Source organism: Undibacterium sp. RuTC16W (genome assembly GCF_049339445.1).
In the GTDB taxonomy this organism is placed as follows: domain Bacteria; phylum Pseudomonadota; class Gammaproteobacteria; order Burkholderiales; family Burkholderiaceae_D; genus Undibacterium.
In genome coordinates, this window is record NZ_JBMPPE010000005.1 from 43830 (window position 1) to 64319 (window position 20490).

Annotated in this window: 18 protein-coding genes; 11 read left to right on the forward strand and 7 right to left on the reverse strand. The window is 48.8% G+C overall.

Annotation, left to right across the window (positions count from 1 at the left end):
- The first annotated feature begins 382 nt into the window (after positions 1–382).
- The 9 genes from ACO0K4_RS11060 (at position 383) to ACO0K4_RS11100 (ending at position 11043) form a co-directional block, all read left to right on the forward strand.
- Positions 383–817, forward strand: a complete 435-nt coding sequence (locus tag ACO0K4_RS11060) for an NfeD family protein (RefSeq protein ID WP_422956680.1) — start codon at positions 383–385, stop codon at positions 815–817.
- Positions 818–897: 80 nt separating this feature from the next.
- The gene (locus ACO0K4_RS11065) at positions 898–1854 is read left to right on the forward strand and encodes an SPFH domain-containing protein (protein ID WP_422956681.1); all 957 of its coding nucleotides are present in this window, start codon (positions 898–900) and stop codon (positions 1852–1854) included.
- Positions 1855–2000: 146 nt separating this feature from the next.
- Positions 2001–3938 (forward strand): SPFH domain-containing protein, encoded by a 1938-nt coding sequence (locus tag ACO0K4_RS11070; protein WP_422956682.1) that lies wholly within the window; start codon positions 2001–2003, stop codon positions 3936–3938.
- Between the two features lie 245 nt (positions 3939–4183).
- Positions 4184–6874, forward strand: coding sequence for a polysaccharide deacetylase family protein (locus ACO0K4_RS11075; protein WP_422956683.1), 2691 nt, complete (start codon positions 4184–4186; stop codon positions 6872–6874).
- A gap of 261 nt (positions 6875–7135) precedes the next feature.
- Positions 7136–8029 (forward strand): DNA ligase, encoded by an 894-nt coding sequence (locus ACO0K4_RS11080; RefSeq protein ID WP_422956684.1) that lies wholly within the window; start codon positions 7136–7138, stop codon positions 8027–8029.
- Positions 8030–8340: 311 nt separating this feature from the next.
- Positions 8341–9057, forward strand: a complete 717-nt coding sequence (locus ACO0K4_RS11085; protein ID WP_422956685.1) for a DNA alkylation repair protein — start codon at positions 8341–8343, stop codon at positions 9055–9057.
- A 99-nt stretch (positions 9058–9156) separates the two neighbouring features.
- Positions 9157–9543: a 2OG-Fe(II) oxygenase gene (locus ACO0K4_RS11090; RefSeq protein ID WP_422956686.1), complete on the forward strand. Its 387-nt coding sequence runs from the start codon at positions 9157–9159 to the stop codon at positions 9541–9543.
- A 313-nt stretch (positions 9544–9856) separates the two neighbouring features.
- The gene (locus ACO0K4_RS11095; protein WP_422956687.1) at positions 9857–10420 is read left to right on the forward strand and encodes a hypothetical protein; all 564 of its coding nucleotides are present in this window, start codon (positions 9857–9859) and stop codon (positions 10418–10420) included.
- Between the two features lie 32 nt (positions 10421–10452).
- On the forward strand, positions 10453–11043 hold the full coding sequence (locus ACO0K4_RS11100; protein ID WP_422956688.1) for a hypothetical protein: 591 nt from the start codon (positions 10453–10455) through the stop codon (positions 11041–11043).
- An 88-nt stretch (positions 11044–11131) separates the two neighbouring features.
- Here the strand turns inward: ACO0K4_RS11100 and ACO0K4_RS11105 are convergent, their stop codons facing one another.
- The 3 genes from ACO0K4_RS11105 to ACO0K4_RS11115 all read right to left on the reverse strand — a co-directional run bounded on the left by ACO0K4_RS11105 (position 11132) and on the right by ACO0K4_RS11115 (position 13479).
- Entirely contained in the window at positions 11132–12244 is a 1113-nt protein-coding gene (locus ACO0K4_RS11105; RefSeq protein ID WP_422956689.1) for an NADH:flavin oxidoreductase/NADH oxidase, read from the reverse strand.
- A gap of 221 nt (positions 12245–12465) precedes the next feature.
- Positions 12466–12846: a tautomerase family protein gene (locus tag ACO0K4_RS11110; RefSeq protein WP_422956690.1), complete on the reverse strand. Its 381-nt coding sequence runs from the start codon at positions 12844–12846 to the stop codon at positions 12466–12468.
- Positions 12847–12894: 48 nt separating this feature from the next.
- Complete coding sequence (locus tag ACO0K4_RS11115; RefSeq protein WP_422956691.1) at positions 12895–13479, reverse strand: GNAT family N-acetyltransferase; 585 nt, start codon at positions 13477–13479, stop codon at positions 12895–12897.
- Between the two features lie 421 nt (positions 13480–13900).
- On the opposite strand from ACO0K4_RS11115, the gene ACO0K4_RS11120 reads away from it, so the two are divergent.
- Both ACO0K4_RS11120 and ACO0K4_RS11125 read left to right on the forward strand, forming a co-directional pair.
- Positions 13901–15001 (forward strand): AAA family ATPase, encoded by a 1101-nt coding sequence (locus ACO0K4_RS11120; RefSeq protein WP_422956692.1) that lies wholly within the window; start codon positions 13901–13903, stop codon positions 14999–15001.
- A complete protein-coding gene (locus ACO0K4_RS11125; RefSeq protein WP_422956693.1) occupies positions 14998–15651 on the forward strand; it encodes a DUF4276 family protein in 654 nt (217 codons plus the stop codon). Before ACO0K4_RS11120 ends, ACO0K4_RS11125 begins: the two co-directional genes overlap by 4 nt.
- A 265-nt stretch (positions 15652–15916) precedes the next feature.
- Here ACO0K4_RS11125 and ACO0K4_RS11130 read toward each other — a convergent pair whose 3' ends face one another.
- The 4 genes from ACO0K4_RS11130 to ACO0K4_RS11145 all read right to left on the reverse strand — a co-directional run bounded on the left by ACO0K4_RS11130 (position 15917) and on the right by ACO0K4_RS11145 (position 20483).
- A complete protein-coding gene (locus tag ACO0K4_RS11130) occupies positions 15917–17908 on the reverse strand; it encodes an ATP-binding cassette domain-containing protein (protein ID WP_422956694.1) in 1992 nt (663 codons plus the stop codon).
- 168 nt (positions 17909–18076) lie between these two features.
- Positions 18077–18973: a 50S ribosomal protein L3 N(5)-glutamine methyltransferase gene (prmB, locus tag ACO0K4_RS11135; RefSeq protein WP_422956695.1), complete on the reverse strand. Its 897-nt coding sequence runs from the start codon at positions 18971–18973 to the stop codon at positions 18077–18079.
- Positions 18970–20097 carry a succinyl-diaminopimelate desuccinylase gene (dapE, locus tag ACO0K4_RS11140; protein WP_422956696.1) on the reverse strand — a complete coding sequence of 376 codons (1128 nt, stop codon included), beginning with the start codon at positions 20095–20097 and terminating at the stop codon, positions 18970–18972. Before dapE ends, prmB begins: the two co-directional genes overlap by 4 nt.
- Positions 20098–20102: 5 nt before the next feature.
- Positions 20103–20483 carry an ArsC family reductase gene (locus tag ACO0K4_RS11145; RefSeq protein WP_422956697.1) on the reverse strand — a complete coding sequence of 127 codons (381 nt, stop codon included), beginning with the start codon at positions 20481–20483 and terminating at the stop codon, positions 20103–20105.
- Between the last annotated feature and the right edge of the window lie 7 nt (positions 20484–20490).

Sequence of the window (20490 nt, forward strand, 5' to 3'; positions counted from 1 at the left end):
CCCGCATCGCCATATAGTGATGATATGGCGATAAAAAAGCGCGACTTTGATCAGGATCTCTGACAATAAGTCGCGCTTTTTTCTTGTTGGTGCGCCGCAACAAAAATACGTTAAACCGGATAGATAAAGCTTGTGATTTCTAAAATTTGGACTAGACTACCCGTGTCGAAACAGTAATAAAAAGAAAATCAAAACTTCCTCAGCATTCCAAGAAAAGCCCTCGCTACCATCCGGTAACGGGGGCTTTTTTGTGGGTAAATTTTGATAACGATTACCGATGATTGTTTCGATACTCTCGTGGAGAATGATGAAATGAATTCAATAAAATAATCACAAAAATCATGACAACCACAATAAATAGAAATAAGGAGAAGTTAATCATATGAATGCATGGATGACATGGCTGGTGCTGGCAGGCGTAGTAGTAATACTTGAGTTGTTTACCGGCACCTTTTATTTATTAATGATCGCAGTTGGTCTGGTGGCAGGTGCTCTGGCTGCGGTAGTGAGTTTAAGTCCGGCGATGCAGCTGATCACGGTTGCCGTCGTCGGCAGTGCGGCTACTCTGGCACTGTATAACAGTAAGTATGGCTGGACCAAGAACCAGGATTCGGCTCGCGATCCTAACGTCAATATGGATATCGGTATGAGTGTCCAGGTGAAAGAGTGGCAGGATCAGGGGAATGGTAAATACACCGCACGCGCGATGTATCGCGGAGCGATGTGGGATGTGGAATTGCAGCACTCGGCTGGCTACCCCGGTGCTTTCATTATCGAAGAAATACAAGGTAGCCGTTTGATTGTAAAGCCTTCGTAAATAAATTTGCCTGATTAATGTCTTCATAAAGACCAACAGCAGAATTACGTATCATCACTTAAAACAATAAAGGTAAGTATATGGAAAATATAGGAAGCGTCGCTCTCGTGCTCTTCGTACTGGCGATTGTATTTGTCGTTAAAACCATCAATGTCGTACCTCAACAGCATGCCTGGGTCGTCGAGCGACTGGGTAAATATCATGCGACCCTTGGGCCTGGCTTGAATATCGTGGTGCCGTTTATTGACCGCATCGCCTACAAACACGTACTAAAAGAAATCCCGCTCGATGTACCGCCGCAAGTCTGTATTACCAAAGACAATACGCAGTTACAGGTCGACGGTATTTTGTATTTTCAGATCACGGACGCGATGCGCGCTTCGTACGGTTCGTCAAACTACATTGCCGCGATTACGCAATTAGCGCAAACGACCTTACGCTCTGTCATCGGTAAGATGGAACTTGATAAAACCTTCGAAGAACGCGATCACATCAACACCACTATCGTCAACGCGATTGATGAGTCTGCCGCTAACTGGGGTGTCAAAGTCCTGCGCTATGAAATCAAGGATCTGACGCCACCAAAAGAAATTCTGCATGCAATGCAGGCGCAGATTACGGCAGAGCGGGAGAAGCGTGCGCTGATCGCCGCGTCCGAAGGGCGTAAGCAAGAGCAGATTAATATTGCCACCGGTGAGCGAGAGGCATCAATCGCAAAATCTGAGGGCGAAAAACAAGCTTCGATTAATCGTGCCCAAGGTCAGGCTGCTGCGATTCTCGCAATTGCCGAGGCAAGTTCCGAAGCGATTCGTAAAACTGCGGCAGCGATTCAATCCCCCGGCGGCGCAGATGCGGTTAATCTGAAAGTCGCAGAGCAATACGTCAGCGCCTTTGCGAATTTAGCAAAAACCAATAATTCAATTATCGTCCCGGCTAATCTCGGCGATATGAGCGGTCTAATTGCGACCGCCATGCAAGTAGCCAAATCCCAAAAAGTCATCGCTAGCGAAGTAGCTGCGCCGCGACGACCGTCCTGATGTCCTGATTCAGCGAGGAGTGTGACAGACTCCGCGCTGCCCCGTAGTAACCATACCCAGCAAAGCAGTAAGGCAGGTGCTCACAAAGTGCCAGTCAGGCTGCTGCATTTCCGAACCATCGGAGTTAACTTGAAAGAGATATTCTCATGTTTGAAATTATTTTAGGCATCATCGTCTTTATAGCGATTATCCTTCTCTACACCAGCAATATACTGGTCTATATATCGAATGAAAAAATCGGTATCGTTGAAAAGAAATGGTCTACCTCTGGCTCTCTGGAACACGGTTTTATCGCGTTAAATGGAGAAGCTGGTTTTCAACCCGAAGTTCTGCGCGGCGGTTTTCATGTGTTCTTTCCATTCCAGTATGCGATTCACCGGCATGATCTGGTCACCATACAACAAGGGACGCTGGCGTATGTGTTTGCCCGTGATGGGCAGGCAATGGCGCCGACGCAGAATCTGGCATGCAACAAAACCGCGAATGACTTCACCGATGTGCGCGGCTTTTTGACCAGCGCTGGTCAAAAAGGACTGCAAAGAAAAATCCTGCGTGAGGGTACTTACGCGATCAATCTCGCCCAATTTGTGGTGCTGACGACAGATAAGGTTTGTGCCTTGCCCTTGCCGGGTGATGGCAATGTCAGTACTGATGGAGAAGTGGTCGGACAGTTGGCCGAGATGCTAGGTGAACTACGTACCCGCAATGGTTTCCAGCCTTTAGTGATACGTGACGATAAGCTCGCGGTGATCACGACGCATGAGGGGCAATCGCTGCCCGAAGGTACGATTGTTGCCCCCGTTGTCGGTGCTGATCCGCATGAAAGCAGTAGTTATCATCACGACTTCCAGAATCCTGAGGTATTCATAGAATCCGGTGGCTACAAAGGCCGTCAACTGCAAGTACTGGTCGAAGGTACGTATTATCTGAACGCCCGTTTCGCTACGTATGAAATCGTTGAAAAACGCGTGGTTCCGGTTGGTTACGTCGGTGTCGTCGTGTCCTACACCGGCAAGGCTGGCAACGATGTGACTGGTGACGCCTATCGTCATGGTGAGCTGGTGGGTAGTGATGAAAAAGGCGTACAAGTCACACCTCTTTTACCAGGCAAATACGCCTTAAATCCGTATGCCAAGCGTGTGATTGATGTGCCGACCACGAATTTTATTCTTAAGTGGCAATCAGGCGCAGTCGGTTCGCATGAGCTCGACAAGCACCTGAGCGAAGTATCACTGATTACCAAGGACGCATTCGAGCCTGATCTGCCTTTGTCGGTCGTCGTCAACATCGATTATAAAATGGCACCACTCGTGATACAGCGCTTTGGCGATATTCAAAAATTAGTCGAACAAACGCTGGATCCAATGGTTGCTGCCTATTTTAAAAATATTGGTCAGGGCAAAACCTTGATTGAATTATTGCAAGAACGCTCGGATATTCAAGAGCGCGCCAAAGCCGAAATGCGCAAGAATTTTGAAGGATATAACCTGACTCTGAACGAGGTTCTGATTGGCACGCCTCGTGCTAAAACAGGTGATACGCAAATTGAAGTCATCCTTAAACAATTGCGTGAACGTCAGGTTTCCAGAGAGCAGTTAGAAACCTATAAAACCAAAGAAACAGCCGCAGTACAAGAACGTATTTTGCGCGAGGCCGAAGCCAAAGCCAAACAACAGACTGCTATTACCGAGTCTGAGCTTGCCGTCAAAATCGCCGAGAACCAAGGTAGTGCAGCGGTACAGAAAGCAATCAAGTCTGCCGAAGAAGCGCGCCAGGCAGCATCCGGTGCCGCCGATGCTAAACGTACGCTCGCGAACGCCGAGGCCTATCAATTGCAACAAGTGGGTGAAGCGCAGGCCAAAGCCACTCGCCTGAACGTCGAAGCTTACGGTGGACCAGAGCTGCAATTCCAGCAAACCGTACTGCTGCGTTTTGCCGAGGCGATAGAGAAAGGCCATATCGCTATGGTACCAAGCATACAAACTGGCGGCGGCAGCGCCTCCGCAGTCGATGCTTTTCTCGCGCTGGCTGCCAAAGATTTGTTGAACAAGAATGAGAAAAAAGAGGTCGTAATTACGTCGTAAGCTCTTCTTATATCAGCGCAAAAACGAGCGCAAAAACGAACTTATAAACACCCCTCTCCTGCATGCGGGAGAGGGGTGCAAGGTAAATGCGCTTGCAGTAACTGATGCAGTGACCGGCTAAGTCATTTCTATTATCTGCATCTGATGATCTGCATCATGCACCAATGCATGTCAAATCATTATGTTTTTTTCATGTCTGAGCTAATTTGAATTAAGATACGTCATTCCCTTAGTCAAATGCCGCCATGATGAAATCTCGTCGAATTCTTCTAGTTCTTGTCGCAGTTCTGATCACAATAGCGGTAGCAATTACCGCTTATTTTTTTGTTCAATCAAACCCCAAAAAATCCTCAGAAAGCGTTGACAGCGTTGCCGCCGCATCCGGAGCTGAGAAGACGGCAAACGGATTACCCAAAGAATTCAACGATATTCTCGCTGCGTACCGCAAAGTCATCGTGTTGCTGGCAGATGAAAAAACTTTGTCTGTTAAAGAGAAGTCCGCAGCGAACCGTATAGGCCAAGCCTTGTTCCATGAGAATCTGGTGCGACTGGAAAATGTCGATGCGTATTTGAAAACAGTACAAGCTTACAAAACCACCGAGCGGGAAGCCGCATTTGATGCGATGCTGAGTTTTATTGAATCCGGAGATGGTTTATACGATGCTGACCGTCTGGCGTTCCAGGAGATTTTGCTCAAATTACAAAAAGCTATTGCCAGCGAACAGACTTTACCCGCGATCAAACTGCACAAACGGGTCACTGAAGATCTTGCGGCTTTAAACGAGATTGAAAAAGAATATGACAAGGAGCTCAAGGACATCTTCTCTCGTTTTGAATCGCGCTCGATTGAGCTCAAGCGTGAGCGCTGGGACGATTACCTGACCAAGTTACGCAAGCTATATCCGCGTGAACAAATTCTTAAGGATTACGGCGTGATTTTGCCTTATCCGGAAATACCGGAAGTCGCTGGTAACTCCGCAAAAGAGAAAGAAATTTTCGGCACAGGTCTGCCGGCTAAAACTGTCGTACTCACCTTCGATGACGGCCCTCATTCAACCTATACCGACGAAATCGCCGCGATTTTGAAACAATACAATGTACCGGCAGTCTTTTTTCAGGTAGGACGCAATGTCGGCAGCATTGATGCGCAAGGTAAAGAAAAGCTGAATAAGAATGCGGATACCAGCAAAAAATTACTCGCTGCAGGACACACATTAGCCAACCATAGTTTTAGCCATGCCTTATTGTCCAAACAAAATGGTGACAGCCTGCATGCCGAAATTGCGCAAACCGATCAGCTCCTGAAAGCAATCGATCCCGCACGCTCGTCATTGTTCCGTTTTCCTTATGGTGCGAAAAATAAAGAGGGTATGGAGATTTTGTCTAGTCTGGGATTGCGTTCGGTGATGTGGAATATCGACTCTCTGGATTGGGCTGATCCGGTGCCGAACTCGATTGCTAATCGCGTACTCGCCACGGTCGATAAAGAGCAACGCGGCATTATTTTGTTCCATGATATTCATGAACGTACTGTCAAGGCTTTACCCCTGGTATTAGACAGATTGATCGCTGATGGTTATCGTTTTGCAGGTTGGGATGGTAATGAATTTGAGATCGGCAAAGATAGCAAGGCGCCGGTAGAAAAACTCAATGTCACAACCGATTATCAAAACAGTTGGGCTGTTGTCATCGGGATTAACGATTATGCCAAATGGCCGAAACTGCAATACGCCGTCCAAGACGCTAATGCGATCCGCGACACGCTCGTCAATCGCATGGGTTTTGCGGGTGACAAGGTGATCACGTTGACCAATGCTGATGCCACCAGAAATAATATTCTTGCGGTATTTCACGATAAGCTGGGGCACGGTCAATTGAAAAAAGATGATCGTGTCTTTGTCTTCTTCGCCGGTCATGGTGCCACGCGCAAACTGAGTTCGGGTCGTAACCTCGGCTACATTATTCCGGTCGATTCTGATCCTGAACAAGTCTCTGTCGATGCGATTCCCATGACGGATTTACAGAATATTGCCGAGAATCTGAATGCCAAGCACGTCTTGTTTGTCATGGATGCCTGTTATAGCGGACTGGGATTGACGCGTGGCAGTGGTGGTAGTTCGTTCTTGCGTGAGAATGCGAAGCGACTTGGTCGCCAGATGTTAACCGCTGGCGGTGCCGATCAGTTGGTTGCTGACGGCGGCCCGAACGGGCACTCGGTATTTACCTGGACGCTGTTGCAAGCCTTGTCGGGCAAGGCGGATCTCAATGGTGACGGTATGATCACTGCGACAGAACTCGCCGCCTATATCGCCCCTGCGGTCTCCAGCGTCTCGCAACAAACGCCTGCGTTCGGCAGTTTGCCCGGATCAGAGGGCGGTGAGTTTGTGTTCGAGGTGCGTAGCGAAGCAGAATTTTTGAATGCAAAAACGGACCAGTTATCGGCCGACGCCATTGCGCTCAACAGCAAACTCGATGGCGCACGTGTCAAGGCGGGCAATGATACGGCAATCGTCATCAAGAACCTGAACGGTGGCGAGCAAAAAATTGCCGCTCCTAAACCTGTCGATGCCTCGTCACGTCAGCTAGCGCAGCGCGCCAACGATCAAGGCTTGCAACATTATCGTGAGAAGCAATATGCACAGGCAGAAGCGGCATTTACCGAGGCACTGAAATACCGGCCTGACTTCGGTCTGGCTGCCAATAATCTGGGCTTTGTCTATTTTAAACAAGAGAAATACGCTGAGGCGGCTCGCTGGTTTGAAAATACCCTGCAGATCGATCCATCGAGAGCCGTCGCGTATTTGAACCTAGGAGATGCCCGCGCTCGCCTGAACGAGAATGAGAAGGCCAAAGTCGCTTACAACAATTTTTTGCAACTGGCACCGAATAGTTCGAGTGCAGCGGCGGTAAAAGAGACCTTAAAAAAACTGAATTAAACTAAATCGAACTGGGTTAAATTAGTCCGCTAGATTAATGCAGTCCAGTTAAGCCTAGCCTTAGTTTTATCGTTCTGGCGAAGGTTGAAATCTAGCGGCGTCCTCGCCTGTGCAGGGATGGTAATCTCAGGTTTTTGTGGCTGGATTGAATGGCATTACCAATCTGTGTCGTAGTAATGTCTTGTCAGATCCATGTTGTGTCCATCCTTCTGTATCCTTTGTAGCGAATTTACTAAACATCTTCATGCGATTGGATTTTTGATGAAAACACCTCAACTCCCGCCATTACGAAAAATAGTTGCGTTGCTATTGCTCAGCGGCGTTTTGCATCCCGGCGTATCTATCTACGCCGCACAGTCTGCAAGTGCTCAAGGCGAGATCACTGCGCCGCCTTTATTGCTGGCGCAAAATTACGCAGATAAATTTGATGTCACACGCTATCTGGTGAGTGAAAAGCTTGATGGTGTGCGGGCATATTGGGATGGGCAGCAATTGCGTTTTCGTAGTGGTAAATTAATCCACGCACCAGCCTGGTTTACGGCTGCATTGCCAAAGCATGCTCTGGATGGCGAACTGTGGATGGGGCGCCGTCGCTTTGATCAGGTGTCTGCTGCGGTACGCCGCCAGGAGCCTGATGATGCCGAATGGAAGTTAATTAGCTATCAGCTGTATGAGTTGCCAAACGGCGAGGGCGACTTTTCGCAACGGATTGCGAGCTTACAGGCAAGCGTGGCAAAAGCGAATGTCGCCTGGTTGCAAGTATTAGCGCAAACACGTATCGCAGACAAAGCAAGCCTCAAGCAACAACTTGCGCAAGTTGTTCATGGTGGCGGTGAAGGCTTGATGCTGCACAGAGCAGATGCGACCTGGCAGACAGGACGATCCGAGTTATTATTGAAACTAAAACCGCAGCTTGATGCCGAAGCCGTTGTCGTCGCTCACGAAGCAGGGCATGGCAAATATCAGGGTTTGTTAGGTGCACTGGTCGTACAAACTCCCGATGGGCAGCGCTTCCGCTTGGGAACCGGATTGAGTGACGCGCAACGACGCGATCCTCCGGCGATAGGCAGCACAATCACTTATCGCTATCGTGATCTGACGTCGACAGGGCTGCCGAAGTTTGCCAGTTTTTTGCGCAGCAGACCAAGTGAGTAATAAGTGAGCGGTGAGCAGTGAGCAGGTAGTCGGCGAGGGGTGACATTAATTATCACTTATCAGCGAAGGGGATTTCTGAAAACACTCCGTACCGCTTACTCCTGCTTTTGTCCGTGTTTCCATGCCTCCGTAGCTCTGTGTTGAGAGGTCTTGGTTTTGGTTTAGCTGTAAGTCCTGTCAATTGGATTTGTTCATTTGGATGTTTTTAGAAACTTCCGAAACAGATTGCGCAATGTTGATGCGCCTTTCAGACGGTTTTTGCTCGCTAAGCCGCACCGGTATTGCGGATTGAGTTTTAGGAATTGTATTGCATGGCAAACAGAATCACGCAAAGCACCATCATCACTGGCTTTCAGCAAGCCTTGATCCCATTCGCCGATCCACAACGCGCTCCCGGTATGCGCGCTTATATGAAAGATCGCTTCGACTATCTTGGCATTGCTGCTCCGGTGCGTCGTCAAGCTGCTATGCCGTTGATCCGTGCGCTCAAGCCGTCAACTGCCGCACAACTTTTTGACATGGCAGATCAGCTCTGGTCTTTACCCGAACGTGAGTACCAGTATGTCGCGATTGATCTGCTGGCGAAATATATTCCTGTCCTGACTGCGGCATCTCCAGCAGATACGATTGCGCAGCTATTCATGCTGGTGCAATCCAAATCATGGTGGGATACCGTTGATGGCTTGGCTGGTATAACTAGCGATGTACTGAGAGCGCATCTCACACAAGACAGACGAGTACAAGCCTTGATGGATACGGCAATTCAACATCCTGATTTTTGGGTGAGACGCATCGCCTTATTGCATCAACTCGGCTGGCGCGAGGCGACTGATACCGAGCGGCTCAGCCGCTACGCATTACTCTGTGCAGAAGAAAAAGAATTTTTTATTCGTAAAGCGATCGGCTGGGCTTTACGCGATTATGCATGGCATGATCCTGATTTTATCCGTCAGTTTTTACAGACACATCAAGAACAATTCTCGGGATTGAGCGTGCGTGAGGCTAGCAAAAATTTACATAAACTCTGACGGCGACCTGCACATCGGAATCGGGAATAGGCGCCATCAAAATGCATCGCCCATATTCGCCCTCCGTATCTATCACTAATACCAAACTACCACACCGTTATGGCACTCACATCCCTGCGCATGTATTTATCGAAAGCTTTTCGCTGGCAACGAGGCAGGCAGGGCACAGGGTATGACAAAATGCTTTTGCTCACGGCACCATGGCCGCTTCCGTTCGACAGCTACATCATCCGCTATCCCGAGGGTGCCGAAATCCCGCCACATACCGATCCTGTCCAAAACGGGCGTCATTACCGTCTCAATCTCATCCTGAAATCACCACGTTCCGGTGGCGACTTTATCTGTGCCACACCAATTTACAGCTCAAAAAAAATCAAGCTATTTCGCCCCGACGCCTGCGAGCACAGCGTAACCCGCGTTGTTGGCGGGAGTCGCTATGTGCTGTCGGTTGGCTGGGTGCTGGGTCGGGTAACAAAATCCGGGTAGTCGCGTGTTTGCGACTTAGTCCCAACCTGGTATTAATCATGCAATGTGGTAGCAAGTCCAATTCCCTTACCCTTGACTTAAGGAAGATGTAAGTACAGTTTTTTGATGTCTTTGTCTTGTCAAACTCTTATTGTTAGATGCATAATATATTGCTTTGTTGAAAAATGTTATTGAGAAAATTCTAACAGTATCAGTCTCGATAATAATGATCAGTAAAGCGTATTTTTGTTGACTGTCAATTCAAGCGATAACCAATCTATTCATATATTTTGGTTATTATTAAACAATAAAAATCATGAATCAAGGGAAGAAAATGTCTCGAATTATCACCGCATTTGCAGGACTCGCTATTGTTGTAGCAAGCACAGGTTGCTCAATGATGGCGCCTAAGTATGACGCTTCACAAAATAATATCCAGGCTTTAAAAGATGCTGGGAATTATTCGGCAAAGGTAGGTGAATTTGTATCAAAAAATGACCCTAAAAATGCGAACCCTATTAGCATTCGCGGATCTAGTCTCGCTTCACCTTATCAAGCTTCCTATGCGATTTATCTGTCAGAAGCTATTAAGCAGGAGTTGACCCTGGCAGGAAAATTTACGCCAAATGTCAATCTGGAGATCACAGGAACTTTACTGAAAAATGACATTGATGCATCGGGATTTAGTATCGGTAATGTCATTATAGAGGCGCGTTTCGTCGTGAAGAAAGACGGAAAAACTACATACGATCAAGTGAAATCAATCAACAGCGAATTCCCTTCTTCTTTTGCCGGTGCTGTAGCGATACCTCGCGCAGTGCAAGAATATTCACCCGCGGTTCAAAAATTATTGGCTTCCTTGTATACCGATAAAGCGTTTATTGACTCGCTCAAATAAGTTATGTATCCAATTTTTAGAAAGAAATTCACATGCGCGTTTTAAGTTTATGTTCAGCCGTCTTTACTGCACTATTAATGAGTGCCTGCGCTCATCCGATTGTTATTTCTCCAGCGGTAGATAAAATCGCACCTAGTGTTACCGCTCAGAAAATTAATAAAAATGTCGCCTATTACATAGCAGACGATATTTTACGTAAAGAAGTGATTACGCCTGGAGGTGGTGGAGATAAAGTCAGCTATATGCCATATCGTGACATCGAAAATGGATTTTACAAAATGTTATCCAATACATTTAGTAGTGTTACAAAGCTAAAGAGTTTAAATGACTCCGATGCTATTAGTAAAAATAGCGTCAGTTACATCATCACTCCTAGCTTGGTGACAAACTCATCTTCTCCTAGTCCATTTACATGGCCTCCGACTAAATTCAACGCAGAGCTGACCTGTAGTATCAGCGATGCTGCCGGTAAAACGATTTTAGTGAAAAAAGCATCAGGTGATGGGTCGGCTGAATTTGACGAATTTAAGAGAGATCATTCGTTAAGTGGCAAAAGAGCGTCTGAGGATGTTCTGGTAAAAATGCAAAAAATGCTGTTAGAAGCACCTGAATTACAAAAATAATTCTTGTAATATTGTTTCTGATATTTTAAAAAATGGGTGCGTTTAACGCACCCATTTTTATGTTGGTCGATTGTATAAAAAATTAATTTTAACGCTGACCAATCGACGTCGCACCAAACAAGGCTTTCTGTTCACGTGGCTGTGAGCGCCAGTATTGGCGGGGCGCGTCTACTGTGCCGCCTAATTTTGCCGCAGCATGCCAGGGCCAGTGCGGATCGTAGAGTATGCCTCGGGCGAGGGCGATCATATCGGCTTGACCGCTGGCGATAATCGATTCGGCGTGCTCTGCTTCTGTGATCAGGCCGACAGCGATGACGGGCATTGTGGTGTGCTGGCGGATCTGTGCTGCGAAACCGACCTGATAGCCAGATTCGACCGGAATTTTTTGAAGTGGTGAAATGCCGCCGCTGGAGACATGGACAAAAGCGCAGCTACGTTCTTCCAAGGCTTTCACAAAGACGATGCTCTGTTTTGTATCCCATCCACCATCGACCCAGTCGCTTGCTGAGATCCGGATGCCGACAGGTGTGTCTGCGGGAATCGCGGCTCGCATGGCCTCGAATACCTCTAGCGGAAAACGCAAGCGGTTTTCCAGGTTGCCGCCGTATTGATCGGTGCGTTGATTCGATATAGGCGATAAAAATTGGTGTAGCAGATAGCCATGGGCTGCATGCACTTCTATCGCATCAAGACCGAGTTTGTGACTGCGTATGGCCGCTGCGACGAAGGCATTTTTCACTCGTATCAGTCCGGCCTGATCCAGCGCAAGTGGCGGCGTCTCGTGCTCGCTATGAGGTATTGCTGATGCGGATGAAGTCTGCCAGCCGCCTTGTGCAACCGGGATCAATTGTCCGCCATCCCATGGCGTCTGGCTCGATGCTTTGCGACCAGCATGCGCGAGCTGAATTGCAATCGGCATCGCCGAATAAGTCCGTAATGCCTTCAGCACCCGCGCTAATGCAGCTTCAGTCGCATCCGACCATAAGCCTAAATCCGCTGGCGTGATACGACCTTCCGGCTCCACGGCAGTTGCCTCGATAATCAACATACCTGCACCGGACAAAGCGAGACTGCCGAGGTGGAACATATGCCAGTCGGTCGCTTGTCCTTCATCGGCAGAGTACTGACACATCGGTGCGATGATGATGCGATTTTTTAATGTAAGTGTACCGATAGAGACTGGTGTAAAAAGGGCGCTCATAGATATTCTTTCTGTGCTTGCACATATAAATCTTAAAACTACGAATGGATGCGCTGGTCAAAGGGCAGTGACCTGGCGTCAATGGTTCGTGCTGCACGATAGAGACAACCAACCGGTTGCGCTGCGCTCACGATCAAATAGTGGTGGTGCGACTCTTGTTTACGCATCGCATGCAATCTGTAGTGCCATGAAGTGATCATGAGCTGATCAAAAATCCGGACTCATGTATGGATCAGGCGGCCTCCGCCGAATGACCAGTTTTCCCAAGTCGTTTCTTTAAAGCAGACCATCACATTCTCTGGATGCAATCCCGCCAGAGTCAGTTTTTGCATCAGATCTTCTAAGAGCTTTTTCTTGATTTTGACACTGCGACCGACGGACCAGAGAATTTCGATCAGCACAAAATCATCGGTGCGTGCAGAGCTGAGATCGGGGTAATGACTATCGTACCGAAAGTCGTCCGCATCCAGTTCTAATACCCGCTGGAATTTGTCCGTATCCGGTACGCCGGAGGTGACTAAGGCAGAATGAATAGCGTCCAGTACCGCAGATTTGAATTCACTGGATTTGGGTTTGCGGACAGTAAGTGTGATGAGTGGCATACGCGTTCCTTAGGCTAACTGCAAAATAGGAACAGCTAGCTTAATCGATTATTCGGCGCGTCGCTCGAAGTGCAAAAGATCATGCCGTTCGCCATGCAACTCAACGCTGCGCCGCGACTTGCCAAAGACACTAAAACCATTTTTTTTCAGCACCTTCGTTGACCCGATATTGGATGGACGCACCACAGCCTCGATACGCCAAAGTTTGAGCGGGCCAAAGGCTTCTTGCACGATCAGTTGTACCGCCGCGCTGGCTTGCCCCTTACCAGTCGCCTGCTGCGCCATGCGATAGCCGAGCGTCGCCTTGTTGTAATGCGGACGGACGATATTCGTCAGATTAATCCGGCCGATTAATTGCGCTTGAGTCGTATCGGATGCCGTCGTCCAGATCAGATATTGAAACGACTTATCCTGCTCGCGCTCAGTCTCGGCAGCATGTAATGAGGCACGCACACGCGCTGGCTGATAGTAGGCATCGGTACGACTATGCACCCATTGCTCAAAATAGGCGCGGTTCTGCATCTCAAAATCAAGCACGGCATCGGCGTGTGTGCTGCTTGCAGGTGTGATGATCACGGGCATGGTGATGGTCGTAAGGTTGTCTGTAGCGCTGTCGTTATGCAAAACCGACATTGCATGAGCGATTGGAATAGACCAGATTTTAATACACACACTTTGGTTTTAAAATTGGCTCTATTCTCAGTAGGTTTAGTCATGCTAGACAACCTTATAGCAGCGTGGGAGAATTGAAAGTGCTAAGAAAAAGCTGATGCTTCAGCGAATTTTTTGTTTGAGTCAAATATATATACATTTTTTGCGGTAATAGCGTTAATAACGCTAATTCCTGAGTCTTTAAAACTGAGCTGAGAGTTGTATGCTATGTAATTCTTATTTGGTTGCAATATTTTTTTTCATGGCCCAATTCTTAGTGTCTCTGATTCGGTAAATTTAAACGATGTGCCGAATTGTTAGCAAAACTCCAGTAACTCGTCCAAGAGTGGATTATTTAAATAATACAAAGTTGATATGAATTTATTGCTAGCTAGGTATCGACATGATTAAAAAAATCAACGACTTAAACCAACTCTCCAGGCTAGTATTGCGGGGTTACAAGTCTATTGCTGAGTGCGACATTGCACTCGGAAAATTAAACGTATTGATTGGAGCTAACGGTGCGGGAAAGTCCAATTTCATCGGTTTTTTTCGCTTGATCAACCGTATCCTAGATCAGCAACTCCAGGCGACAGTTGGCACAGCGGGCGGTCCTGACGCTTTATTACATTTCGGTCGTAAGCAAACCGAGGAACTGTGCGCGGAACTTTATTTTGGCAACAACGGCTACAAATTTAAGCTAAAGCCGACCCAAGACAATCGAATGATATTTTCGCATGAGGCGCTCTGGTGGAATGTGCATGGGGATTGGCGGCCTCGTTCGGGACACTTTGAAACCTATGTGGAAGAACAAAAGAACGAAACGAAGATTTATAACTTCGTTGTTCCCGCTATGCGTAGTTGGCGACTTTATCATTTCCACGACACCAGCAATAGCGCGCTGGTTAAGCAAGTACACGGAATTAACGACAATGAATACTTACGCGACGATGCCCGTAACCTCGCTGCATTTCTCTATCGGCTGAAAACTCATCACGAAGCGAACTACAAGCGTATTGTCAAATCCATTCAGTTGGTAGCGCCTTACTTTGGCGATTTTCATCTTCGCCCCACGGTCGATAACAAGGAAAAAATCCAGCTTGAATGGACTGAGGCGGGGCAGGATGTGCCATTCACAGCAAGCGCGTTGTCTGACGGCACCCTGCGCTTTATCTGCCTCGCCACCGTCTTGCTGCAACCTGAAGAATTCATGCCGGCGGCCATTCTAATTGACGAACCGGAACTTGGCTTACACCCTTTTGCCATTGCCGTACTGGGCGGTTTGATGAAATCGGCTGCCGACAAACATCAACTCATTATTTCTACTCAATCGGTCGAATTGGTCAATGAATTCGATGCGGATGATCTGATTGTTGTTAATAAGCATGATGGCGCATCAACCTTTGAGCGGCCCAATGGTGCGGCTCTAGATGAGTGGTTGGCAGAATATAGTTTGGGCGACTTGTGGAAGAAAAACTTACTAGGTGGGAGGCCAACACGATGACGCGTGTGTATATCATAGTGGAGGGCCAGACAGAAGAAGCTTTCGTGCGCGAATTACTATCGCCACATTATGCCCGGATAGGAATATATTTCACGCCTATCATTATCAGCACCAGTCCCGGTTACAAAGGCGGTGTGGTGAGTTATGCTAAGGTCAAACCACAATTACTGCGCCTTTGCAAGCAAGACTCCGAAGCGTATGTCACGACTATGTTTGATCTTTATGCACTGCCCGGCGACTTCCCAGGCAAAAGTTTGGTGAACTATCCGAGCATGGGTAGCGGCAGTCAGAAAACAGCATTCCTTGAAATGCAGTTGGCACAAGACATTAATTTAGCCAACTTTATTCCGAACTTGATGATCCACGAATTCGAGGCTCTGCTATTTGTGCAACCAGAAAAATTCGGCGAATGGACGGATGATGCGACCGTGGTGCAAACATTAAGTGCAGTAACTCAAGCCTATACAACTCCAGAAGATATCAACGATAGCCCGCAAACTGCCCCATCAAAGCGCGTGTTGGCTGCCATGTCGACCTACCAAAAAACCGTTCATGGCCCACTTATCGCGTGCGAAATCGGGCTGGATGCAATTCGCAACGCGTGCCCTCATTTCCATGCTTGGTTAAAAAAACTTGAAGCATTGGTTTGACTAAATAACTGTAACATTCTGGTTAAGTATTGGTAGCACTTGATAGTTATGGTCTTAAATCTGAATTTAAGTTTGCTGTAGTTTGATGTTCATTTGAAGTGTGTTAGCGATTTGATCAATAGTCAGTCTTGCAAGTCTTTAACTGTCATTGAAATCTATACGGGTGGCGAGGAAGCTGGCTTTTGTTTCAATAATTTGGTCAGCTTAAGGTAGATTGACTCGACAGATATTGCCGAGTCGATTTAGATACCGAGGCTAATTTTTTTTACGACACAGCCTCCAAAAATTCCTGCTGCTCCAGCCAGTCCGCCTCTGTTTGCTCAAGCTCTTTCACCAGATACGCCTGATCCAGTAATAGACCTTTCAGCTTCTCTTTGTTGGCATCGCTGTAGATGTCGCTGCCTTCGAGCTGGGCTGCGATGTCTTGCTTTTTGGCGTTGAGTTTGGTCATTTGTTCTTCTAGCCGTTTGATCTTGGATTCTATCGGTTTGCGTTGGGCTGCGAGTTTTTGTCTTTGCTCGGCGTCACGGCGTTTCTTTTCTTTATCGTCGATTTGTTCGGCTACCGGTACTGGTTTGGCTTGTGGTAACGCGTCTTGTTTTTCTTTGGTCTTGGCTGGCAATGCGGGTGCAGATTCTTTGGCTAGTTTGTTTTTGAACAGCCAGTCTTTGTAGTCGTCCAGATCGCCGTCGAATGGTAATAACTCTCCGTCAGCAACGATGATGAATTGATCCGTGGTGGCGCGTAGCAGGTGGCGATCATGGGAGACGACGACCAGTGTGCCTTCGAACTGGGCGAGGGCTTCGGTCAATGCTTCGCGGGTTTCCAGGTCCAGATGGTTGGTTGGTTCATCGAGCAGCAGCAGGTTGGGGCGCTGCCAGACGATCATGGCTAAAGCGAGACGGGCTTTTTCTCCGCCTGAGAACGGGGCGATCGGGCTGGTGACCATGCTACCGGGGAAGTTGAAGCCGCCGAGGAAGTTACGCAATTCTTGTTCGCGGACATTCGGTGCGATGTGGGCCAGATGCCAGAGTGGTGATTCGTCGTGGCGCAGCATTTCGACCTGATGCTGGGCGAAGTAGCCGATGGACAGGCCTTTGCCTGTCTGCATGGTGCCAGACAGCGGTGCGATGTCGCCGACGATGGTTTTGATCAGGGTGGATTTACCTGCGCCATTGACGCCGAGCAGGCCGATACGCTGGCCGATTTGCAGGGAGAATTTGACGTCGGAGACGATCGTTCTTTCGGTAAAGCTGTGATCAGTTTTGGACTCGACGCGGTAGCCGCAATTAACGTCTTCCATAACCAGCATCGGGTTCGGCGCGCTGAGCGGTTCGCGGAATTCAAACGAGAATTCAGCCGCTTCGCGCAGTGGTGCGAGCTCTTCCATTTTTTCCAGTGCTTTGATACGGCTTTGTGCTTGCTTGGCTTTGGAGGCTTTGGCGGCAAAGCGGTCAATAAAGGATTGCAGGTGGGCGCGCTTGCGATTTTGTTTGAGGATGGTGCCTTGTGCCAGAATCAGCTGGGCAGCACGCTGGCGCTCGAATGCGGAATAGTTGCCCGAATAACGCTTGAGTTTGCGTTCGTCAATATGCACGACGACATTCACCACACCATCAAGGAAGTCGCGGTCATGCGAGATGATCAGCAGAGTACCTGTGTAGCGTTTGAGCCAGTCCTCCAGCCAGATAATCGCGTCCAGATCCAGATGGTTGGTCGGTTCATCGAGCAACAGTAAGTCGGATTTGCACATCAGGGCTTGCGCCAGATTCAGGCGCATACGCCAGCCACCGGAGAAGCTGGCGACGGATTGCTCCATTTGGGTCAGCGTGAAGCCGAGGCCGATCAATAATTGTTCGCCGCGTGAGCGCACGGTGTAAGCGTCGGCATCGGCCAGCGCGCCATACATTTCGCCAATCGCGAGGCCATTTTCTGGTGTGTCGGGCTGGGCTTCGAGTTCGGCTAACTGGGCTTCGAGTTTGCGTAACGCGGTATCGCCGTCAATCGCGTAATCAATCGCACTGCGTTCCAGTGGTGGTGTCTCTTGGGCGACGTGGGCGAGTTGCCATTTAGCGGGGAATTCGATGCTGCCCTGATCGGGATGCAGCTCGCCGCGCAACATGGCGAACAGGCTGGATTTCCCCGCGCCGTTGGAGCCGATCAAGCCTATCTTGTCGCCGGGATTGAGCGTGACATCGACGCTATCGAATAAAGGCTTGGTACCGCGCGCCAGGATGACTTGTTGAAGACGTATCATTGTGTACTAACTTAAAAAATGGGGAGTATCTGTTTAAAAATGCATAAGCCGCACATCAGTTGTGCGGCTTTGGTTGCTGCTAGTTGATACTGGTATCTAGTATCTATTTTTTTGTATCTATTTTTGTGGCTGTGTGCCGGATGGCGGATTCAGCTACGGGACGACGTTTTATCCAATCAATTGATCGGCATGGAGTAAAAAAACCATGTCATCACCTGCACTGGTGGTGAGCCAGGTCAGACCCAGATCGCCAAATGCCTGTTCTGCAAACGCGCGTTCGTTGCCGATTTCCACCATCAGAATACCGTTCTTGTTCAGGCGCTGCGCTGCACCTGCAACGATTTTACGTACCAGATCCATGCCGTCTTCGCCGCCTGCCAGTGCGATTTGCGGCTCATGCAGATATTCCTGCGGGAGCTTGCTCATCGAGCCGGAATTGACATACGGCGGATTCGTGATGATCAGATCGTATTTTTTGTCCGGTACATTGGTATAGAGATCGGATTCGATCAAGGTAATCCGGTTTTGCAACTCATAGGTGTCGACGTTGCGCTGTGCAACCGCCAATGCATCCTTGGAGATATCGACCGCATCAACCTGTGTGTCAGGGAAGGCATCTGCCAGCATGATGGGCAGGCAGCCGGAGCCGGTGCACAATTCAAGAATGCTGGTAATCGCATCCGGGTCCTGAACCCACGGTGAAAAATGTTCGGGGATCAATTCTGCAATGAATGAACGCGGCACAATGACTCGCTCATCGACGTAGAAATTGTAGGTGCCTAGCCAGGCTTCATTAGTGATGTAGGACGCTGGTACCCGGTCGGTCGCCCGGCGTTCAATGACGGCTAAAGCGGCTTCGATTTCATGCGGTAACAGGCGGGCATCCAGAAACGGATCAATCTTGTCCAGTGGCAGTTTCAGTGTATGCAGCAGCAGATAGGCGGCTTCATCGAGCGCGTTGGCGCTGCCGTGGCCGAAGAATAATTTTTCGGTGTTGAAGCGGGTGACGGCATGGCGCAATAAATCGCGCATGGTCAGGAAAATGGAGGCGGGCAGGTTGCTCATGTCAGCAGATTTTCTAAAGTACGGCGATAAATATTTTTGAGTGGGTCGATGTAGCGCACCTCGATGTGCTCATCAATCTTGTGGATGCTGGCATTCGGCGGGCCAAACTCAACGACTTGCGGGCAGATCTTGGCGATGAAGCGGCCATCCGACGTGCCGCCGGTGGTCGATAATTCTGTGATGACGCCGGTTTCTGATTGGATCGCTGCACCTAACGCATCGCTTAACTCACCCTTGGGTGTGAGGAAAGGATGGCCGCCGATGGTCCATTTGAGGTCGTAATCCATGCTGTTTTTATCCAGAATCGCATGCACACGTTGCTGCAACCCCTCTGCTGTGCTGGCGGTAGAAAACCGGAAGTTGAAATCGATCACAATCGAGCCGGGAATGACGTTCGACGCGCCAGTACCCGCATGGATGTTCGAGATTTGCCATGAGGTCGGCAGGTAATATTCGTTACCTTCATCCCAGACTTCAGCGACCATTTCAGCCAATGCCGGTGCTGCCAGGTGAATAGGATTTTTGGCGAGTTGTGGGTAGGCGATGTGACCTTGTATGCCTTTGACGGTCAGCTTGCCTGACATCGTGCCACGGCGACCGTTTTTGATGGTATCGCCTAGCTGGTCAACCGACGTCGGCTCGCCAACGATGCAGTAATCGAGCTGCTCACCACGTGCTTTGAGCTGATTGCAGACGACCACAGTACCGTCCGTTGCCGGCCCTTCTTCATCGCTGGTGATCAAAAAGCCGATGGAGCCTTTATGATCGGGGTTCGCGGCGATAAATTCTTCGCAAGCGACGACGAATGCTGCAATCGAGGTTTTCATATCGGCGGCGCCACGACCATATAACTTGCCGTCGCGATGTGTCGGTGTGAATGGCAGTGATTGCCATTGGTCGACTGGACCCGTCGGGACAACGTCGGTATGACCGGCAAATACGAGCAAAGGCTGTACCGTACCACGACGTGCCCACAGATTCGTGACGTCGCCGGATTGGATGGTTTCGCAGGTAAAACCGAGTGGGCTAAGCAGGGAGATTAATTCGTCCTGACAGCCTTTATCTTCCGGTGTGACGGAAGAGAGCGCGATCAGTTTTTCTGTCAGCGCGAGTGTTTTGCTCATGGCGATTACTTGAAAAGAGGTTGGTATTGTTGAGCCGAAAATCCGACTTCGATATGTGACGTTGTTGCTGATGCGGCAGACCCTGTGTGCATCTGTAAAACCGGACGTTTGATCACGGAAGGTGAGGCGATCATCAATGCAATGGCGGCATCGACATCGCTGACGGAGGCTTTTTGCTCATCCGTCAATGCGCGCCAGGTCGTACCTTTGCGATTGATCAGAATGTCGAGATCTTTGTGTTGTAACCAATGTTGAATGGTTGCGTGATCCAGTCCATTTTTTTTAAAATCATGGAAGGTGAAGGCGATACCTTGCTCCTGCAACCAGGTGCGGGCTTTTTTTACGGTATCGCAATTCGGGATGCCATATAAAACGAGTGAATGCATTCTTCTC

What these genes read in the sequence shown, in the direction of transcription:
- ACO0K4_RS11060 (WP_422956680.1), top strand. Translation starts at nt 383, where the DNA reads ATGAATGCATGGATGACATGGCTGGTGCTGGCAGGCGTAGTAGTAATA.
- ACO0K4_RS11065 (WP_422956681.1), top strand. Translation starts at nt 898, where the DNA reads ATGGAAAATATAGGAAGCGTCGCTCTCGTGCTCTTCGTACTGGCGATT.
- ACO0K4_RS11070 (WP_422956682.1), top strand. Translation starts at nt 2,001, where the DNA reads ATGTTTGAAATTATTTTAGGCATCATCGTCTTTATAGCGATTATCCTT.
- ACO0K4_RS11075 (WP_422956683.1), top strand. Translation starts at nt 4,184, where the DNA reads ATGATGAAATCTCGTCGAATTCTTCTAGTTCTTGTCGCAGTTCTGATC.
- ACO0K4_RS11080 (WP_422956684.1), top strand. Translation starts at nt 7,136, where the DNA reads ATGAAAACACCTCAACTCCCGCCATTACGAAAAATAGTTGCGTTGCTA.
- ACO0K4_RS11085 (WP_422956685.1), top strand. Translation starts at nt 8,341, where the DNA reads ATGGCAAACAGAATCACGCAAAGCACCATCATCACTGGCTTTCAGCAA.
- ACO0K4_RS11090 (WP_422956686.1), top strand. Translation starts at nt 9,157, where the DNA reads ATGGCACTCACATCCCTGCGCATGTATTTATCGAAAGCTTTTCGCTGG.
- ACO0K4_RS11095 (WP_422956687.1), top strand. Translation starts at nt 9,857, where the DNA reads ATGTCTCGAATTATCACCGCATTTGCAGGACTCGCTATTGTTGTAGCA.
- ACO0K4_RS11100 (WP_422956688.1), top strand. Translation starts at nt 10,453, where the DNA reads ATGCGCGTTTTAAGTTTATGTTCAGCCGTCTTTACTGCACTATTAATG.
- ACO0K4_RS11105 (WP_422956689.1), bottom strand. Translation starts at nt 12,244, where the DNA reads ATGAGCGCCCTTTTTACACCAGTCTCTATCGGTACACTTACATTAAAA.
- ACO0K4_RS11110 (WP_422956690.1), bottom strand. Translation starts at nt 12,846, where the DNA reads ATGCCACTCATCACACTTACTGTCCGCAAACCCAAATCCAGTGAATTC.
- ACO0K4_RS11115 (WP_422956691.1), bottom strand. Translation starts at nt 13,479, where the DNA reads ATGTCGGTTTTGCATAACGACAGCGCTACAGACAACCTTACGACCATC.
- ACO0K4_RS11120 (WP_422956692.1), top strand. Translation starts at nt 13,901, where the DNA reads ATGATTAAAAAAATCAACGACTTAAACCAACTCTCCAGGCTAGTATTG.
- ACO0K4_RS11125 (WP_422956693.1), top strand. Translation starts at nt 14,998, where the DNA reads ATGACGCGTGTGTATATCATAGTGGAGGGCCAGACAGAAGAAGCTTTC.
- ACO0K4_RS11130 (WP_422956694.1), bottom strand. Translation starts at nt 17,908, where the DNA reads ATGATACGTCTTCAACAAGTCATCCTGGCGCGCGGTACCAAGCCTTTA.
- prmB (WP_422956695.1), bottom strand. Translation starts at nt 18,973, where the DNA reads ATGAGCAACCTGCCCGCCTCCATTTTCCTGACCATGCGCGATTTATTG.
- dapE (WP_422956696.1), bottom strand. Translation starts at nt 20,097, where the DNA reads ATGAGCAAAACACTCGCGCTGACAGAAAAACTGATCGCGCTCTCTTCC.
- ACO0K4_RS11145 (WP_422956697.1), bottom strand. Translation starts at nt 20,483, where the DNA reads ATGCATTCACTCGTTTTATATGGCATCCCGAATTGCGATACCGTAAAA.